The organism is uncultured Campylobacter sp., from assembly GCF_938018145.1.
In the GTDB taxonomy this organism is placed as follows: domain Bacteria; phylum Campylobacterota; class Campylobacteria; order Campylobacterales; family Campylobacteraceae; genus Campylobacter_A.
In genome coordinates this window covers 1-5,413 of record NZ_CALIII010000442.1, presented here as the reverse complement: position 1 = coordinate 5,413, position 5,413 = coordinate 1, and the positions used below count along the sequence as shown (strand labels likewise).

5 protein-coding genes and 1 pseudogene are annotated in these 5,413 nt (G+C 44.3%); 2 read left to right on the top strand and 4 right to left on the bottom strand.

Features of this window, described 5'->3' with window-relative positions; all coding sequences use genetic code 11:
- Positions 1-885, bottom strand: a pseudogene (locus tag Q0338_RS10405) (pyruvate:ferredoxin (flavodoxin) oxidoreductase); the annotation flags it as partial.
- Positions 886-1,340: 455 nt separating this feature from the next.
- On the opposite strand from Q0338_RS10405, the gene Q0338_RS10400 reads away from it, so the two are divergent.
- Both Q0338_RS10400 and Q0338_RS10395 read left to right on the top strand, forming a co-directional pair.
- Entirely contained in the window at positions 1,341-1,547 is a 207-nt protein-coding gene (locus tag Q0338_RS10400) for a hypothetical protein (RefSeq protein ID WP_298086660.1), read from the top strand.
- A 165-nt stretch (positions 1,548-1,712) separates the two neighbouring features.
- Positions 1,713-1,922, top strand: coding sequence for a hypothetical protein (locus Q0338_RS10395; protein WP_298086659.1), 210 nt, complete (start codon positions 1,713-1,715; stop codon positions 1,920-1,922).
- A 306-nt stretch (positions 1,923-2,228) separates the two neighbouring features.
- On the opposite strand, the gene Q0338_RS10390 is transcribed toward Q0338_RS10395, so the two are convergent.
- From Q0338_RS10390 to Q0338_RS10380, 3 genes are all read right to left on the bottom strand, one after another.
- The gene (locus Q0338_RS10390; RefSeq protein WP_298086658.1) at positions 2,229-2,879 is read right to left on the bottom strand and encodes an HAD family hydrolase; all 651 of its coding nucleotides are present in this window, start codon (positions 2,877-2,879) and stop codon (positions 2,229-2,231) included.
- Between the two features lie 476 nt (positions 2,880-3,355).
- Complete coding sequence (locus Q0338_RS10385) at positions 3,356-4,105, bottom strand: mechanosensitive ion channel domain-containing protein (RefSeq protein WP_298086661.1); 750 nt, start codon at positions 4,103-4,105, stop codon at positions 3,356-3,358.
- Positions 4,106-4,201: 96 nt separating this feature from the next.
- The gene (locus Q0338_RS10380; RefSeq protein ID WP_298086657.1) at positions 4,202-5,200 is read right to left on the bottom strand and encodes an OmpA family protein; all 999 of its coding nucleotides are present in this window, start codon (positions 5,198-5,200) and stop codon (positions 4,202-4,204) included.
- Between the last annotated feature and the right edge of the window lie 213 nt (positions 5,201-5,413).

Genomic DNA, 5,413 nt, shown 5'->3' with positions numbered 1-5,413 from the left:
TTCGCCCTTTGCGCGTAGGTGATCAACCACCTCTTCTAGAGTTTGCGTGACCGAGCCCATCGCGACCACGACGCGCGTAGCATGCGGATCGCCGTAGTAGTTAAACGGTTTATAATCGCGTCCAGTGATTTTTGAAATTTCTTTTAGATACTCCGCTACGATATCAGGCACCGCATCGTAGTAGCGGTTGGATAGCTCGCGCGTCTGGAAGTAGATATCGTCGTTTTGCGCCGTACCGCGAGTTTTCGGGCTCTCGGGACTTAGCGCCTCGTCTCTAAATTTTTGCAGAGCTTCGCGGTCAAGAAGCCTATCAAAGTGCGCATAATCAAGCACCTCGATCTTTTGTATCTCGTGGCTCGTGCGAAATCCGTCGAAAAAGTGCAAAAACGGCACGCGACCCTTGATCGCCGCCAGATGCGCGACGCCGGCGATATCCATGACCTCTTGCACTGAGCCGCTTGCCAGCATCGCAAATCCCGTCTGGCGACAGGCATAAATGTCCTGATGATCGCCAAAGATAGAAAGCGCCTGGGCCGCGATAGAGCGCGCGCTCACGTGGATGACGCCGGGTAGTAGCTGGCCTGCGATCTTGTACATATTTGGGATTTTTAGCAAAAGTCCTTGCGAAGCCGTGTATGTCGTAGTTAGCGCGCCTACTTGCAGCGAGCCGTGCACGGTGCCCGCAGCCCCGCCCTCGCTTTGCATTTCGACTACCTTAACCGGCATGCCGAATAGATTTTTCTTGCCCTGAGCCGCCCACATATCGGTGTAATCAGCCATCGGCGAGCTAGGGGTGATCGGGTAGATGCCCGCAACCTCCGTAAATGCATAAGCCGCGTGCGCCGCAGCCTCGTTTCCGTCCATAGTTTTCATTATTTTAGCCATTTTTCCGCCTTAAATTTTCTTACGATTTTTAAAAATCTTTTATTATAGAGCTAAATTCCAAAATCTATCATTAATCCGCCGCTTTACATTTTCAAAAATGATTAAATTTAATAATCCAAAGCCTCAAATTTGATTTGGCGGCCTATTTTAAAAACCGCTCAAATTTAAGCGATAAATTTAAAAAACGAAGAAGCTATACGTAAAATTTTATCTGCGCTAGCCGTGATTTTTACCTTATGCTTTTATGCCGCAGCGGATGAAAATCGCGCAGGCGAAGCAAAACCCGCGACAGACTACCGCGAGGATATGCGCCGCTTCGTCATTACCATCTCGCAATACGGCAAAAATTTGATAAAAACTTTATCGTCATCCCGCAAAACGGGCTTGAGCTCACTACCAATAACGGCTCGGCTAGCGGCGAGCTATAGCAGAGCCACCTATGCGCAGTCTCGGCCGTGAGTGCCGAGTCGCAGCTTTACGGCTACTTGGGCGACGACGAGCCCACCTACGCCGATGCAAACGAATACATGCTTAAGCTCTGCCGCCTCTACGCGCAAAACGGCGTGCGGGTGTTAGCTACCGATTATTGTTCAGCCGCGAGCGATGTGGACGCCTCGTATCGGCGCAATAAAAAACGATTTTCTTTCTTTTGCAGCCGATAAACGCAACCTTACCGCCGTTCCGAAGTATCCAAACACCCCGCACAACGTAAACGGCAAAGATATAAAAACGGTTTGGGACGCCGAAAACTTTTTGTATCTGATTAACAGCAAAAAATTTCTACAAAACGGCAGCTTATCGTTGCGCTCAAAAATACGGATTACGATATGGATTTGTTTCACTTCGTAAAAGCCTACGCCGAGTCCGAAGTAAGGGAGCTCAAAACAAAACGCAACGGCGGGAAGCGGCTCGTGATCTACTATATGAGCATAGGGGGGCGGAGGATTACCGGTATTATTGGAATGGCGCCTGGAAAACAGGCAAGCCCAACGGCTAGCAGAGAAAAACCCGCACTGGAAGGGAAATTACGTCGTTAAATATCGGGATGTGGATTGGCAAAAAATAATTACGAGGAATGACGGCTCGTGCCAAAAAAGGTTCTCGACGCGGGCTTTGACAGTGTTTATCTCGATATAATCGATAAATTCGAGTACTTTAAAAAAGAAAGAGCGCACAGATAAGTCAATTTTGCCCTTCTGCCTGCGAGCTTATGGCAAATTTGACTTAATTTTGTCCACGCAAGCGGCCAAATTTTAACCACAGCACAATACCAAAACAGTAGTTTAGCAAGCTAAATATAGGCTTTGGTCGCTAAATTTAACTGGCACAGTAGCTGGCTAAGCTCATCTGCCGGCTATAAATTTAACCGCTTCAAATGCATTTTGAAAGATCAAATTTGAATGCTCGCGCAAATCAGCCTCCTTGCCGTAGCCGCAAACTAGCCCGACGCCCGCGATACCAGCACGCTTTGCCGACTCCAGATCCATCGTCGTATCGCCGACCATAAAGGCGCTCGCCTTATCTTGCGCGCTCGTTTTGCCTAGGCGCTCAAGAGCCGTGTTTATGGGCTCGGGGTCTGGTTTTGGATTTACTACGTCGTCTCTGCCGATCACGGTTTTGATAAACCTCATGACGCCCAAATGCTCAAGTAAAATAACCGAAAATTTCGACGTTTTCGTCGTCACGACGCCAACGTCCGCGACCTCGCTAGCAAGTGCCAACGCACCCGCCGCACCCTCAAGCAGAGATGTTTGTTCCAAAAAAATCTGCTCGTAACGAGCCTTGTATGCTGCGATATAATCAGGCACTAGCTGCGTCGGCGCACCGAGCCCCGCAAACATAAAATCAAGCGGATGGCCGACTAGAGCTTTGACGGCCTCAGGGTTTGGCGCGGGTTTGCCGTGAACGAGAAATGCTGCGCCAAATCCGTCAATGATTGCAGGCGTCGAGTCGATGAGCGTACCGTCGAGGTCAAAAAGTATGGTTTTTTTCATTTTACTTCTTTCGTTTTTTATTTTAATGTTGCAAATTTGACGGCATTTTCAAGCCGAATTTACGTTTTAATAAACTTTGATTTTACTTTTTGTATTTTAAAATTTGCCTTAAGATAGCTTTTGTAAATTTTGATTTTTAAATTTATGCTTTTTGGCTTTGGGCTAAATTTTATACAACTGCACTCTAAGACGCCGAAATTAAGGATTTGTTAAAATGTTTATGCTGTCAAATTTGACTTTAAAATATGAATTAGATTTTAAATTTGACGAAAGCGGTAAAATTTAATTTTTGCAATACGGCAGATAAGGAATACGTCAAAATTTGTACATTTTTAAAGTGCTTGTGCGCTATTGATTTTGGATCAAATTTAATCTATTTGCCTTACGGACCAAATAGGATACGAGCATAAAACCAATCTACAACATACCACATAAAAGAAGCCAAAGAACCAAGAAAAACCGTGCAAACCGGTAAATCAAATTTGCTCGTCTTGCCTTTTATCCTGATAGCGGATGCTGAGCTGTGGCGATGGTATAGAGATACCTTGGGCATCGAATGCAAGCTTAACGCTCTCAAGCATAGCAAACTGCACGTCGGAAAAATCATCACTCGCACACCAAAATCTAGCGGTCAAATTTACGCTATTTTTGCCCAGGCTTCCGACGCCGACAAACGGCTTTGGCTCTTTTAAGATCTTTTTATTTTCGTCGGCTAGGTTTAAAATAATCTCTTTTGCAAGCTTTAGATCGTCTTTATAATCTATGCAAAACACGAGCTCGACGCGTCTAGTGCCCTCTTTTGAGAAGTTGATTATATTGCTACTTATGATGCGACCGTTTGGGATGATAATGGTTTTATGATCGGTCGTGCGTAAAACGGTGCTAAACATATTGATCTCTTTGACTGCGCCTTGTACGCCTGCGACTTCGATATGATCCTTGAGCTTAAACGGCCTAAAAAATATTATCAAAAATCCTGCGCCAATGTTTGAAAAAGTATCCTTAAACGCCATACCGATAGCAAGACCGACAGCGCCAAGCGCAGCGACAAACATAGACGTCTCGACACCCAAATTTGCGATCGCGGCTATTATCACAAAAGCCATAAGAAGCGTTTTGATGATATTTAAAAGGAAATTTGAAAGAGTTTCGTCAAGTCTAGAAGAGATTACTAACTTTGATATAAGATTTGAGATTTTAGCTACTAACCATTTGCCGATAAGCAAGATGGCGATAGAGCCTAAGATTTTTAAAGAGTAGGACGAGATTAACGACCAAATAAGTTCGAATTTAATCTCGTCCATGCTACTAAGCTAGACTAATTATTTGTTAAATCTAGCTTCAACGCGTCTGTTCTCAGCGCGTCCTTCTTTTGTTTTATTTGAAGCAACAGGCTTAAGCTCGCCGTATCCGATAGAAGTGATCTTGTCTGCGCTTACGCCAAGTTCCTCAAGAGCTTTAGCAACTGCGTTTGCTCTTTTTTCAGATAGTTTTTGGTTGTAAGCCTCAGCACCAACGCTATCTGTGTGACCGCTTAGAACTACGCGGTAGCCTGGGTTTTCACCCATAAAGTTAGCTACTTTTTTGATCTCCTCAAGATATTTTGGAGTTATTTTGTAGCTATCGAATGCGAAGTTTACGCCGATATCTCTAAGAACGATAACCTTCTCGCATCCAGTCTCGTCAACTACTACGCCAGCCGGTGTATTTGGGCATTGATCAACATCGTTTAAAACGCCGTCGTTATCGTCGTCAAGCACTACGACGGCTTGCTCTTTAACCTCAACCACTTCAGCTACTACAGGAGCATTTTTAGCACCAAAGCCGACTGCAAAACCTAGCGTATAGAATAGGTTGTGATCCGCATGCTCAAATTTAATAGCATCTACCGCTTCAGCGCGTAGAGCAAAGTTATCGGTAATTTGATATCTCAAACCAAGGCCGTATTGACCAAAGCCGCCGTCATCGTTTTTGACGAATCTTTTTGAAACATCTTCATATCCAGCTCCAAGCAAACCGTAAAGAGATAGTTTTTCAGTTAGGCCGAAATCTTTAATAGCATTAACGAAATATCTAGTAGCCTTTCCGTCTACGCCATACTCTCTTATCTTGTTAGTGTGGCTAAGACCGAGTTCTACGTGGTCTATAAAGAAATTCTCAAGGTTTCTTCCGATTCTTAAACCGATAGCCGACTGCTCATTTGTTCCCAAATTTCCTTCAGGATGAACGCCGCCTATTGTTGGAGTTAGTTCGTAATTGTAAGCTGAATCAGCGGCAAAAAGCGCAGTAGCAGCAACTAAAGCAAGAGCAATCTTTTTCATAAGTTATCCTTTCTTTTGCCCCGTTTTTTCACGAGACTATTTTTTGATTTTATCACTAATTTATAAATCTAAATTTAACACGCAATTTGAGACATATCGGTCTTATCAAACCGTATGCCTCATCTCCGAAATTTAAAAGCCGACGAAACGACTTTAACAAACTATTAGCGTTTAGAGAATTGCGGGCTTCTTCTAGCTTTTCTTCTACCGAAT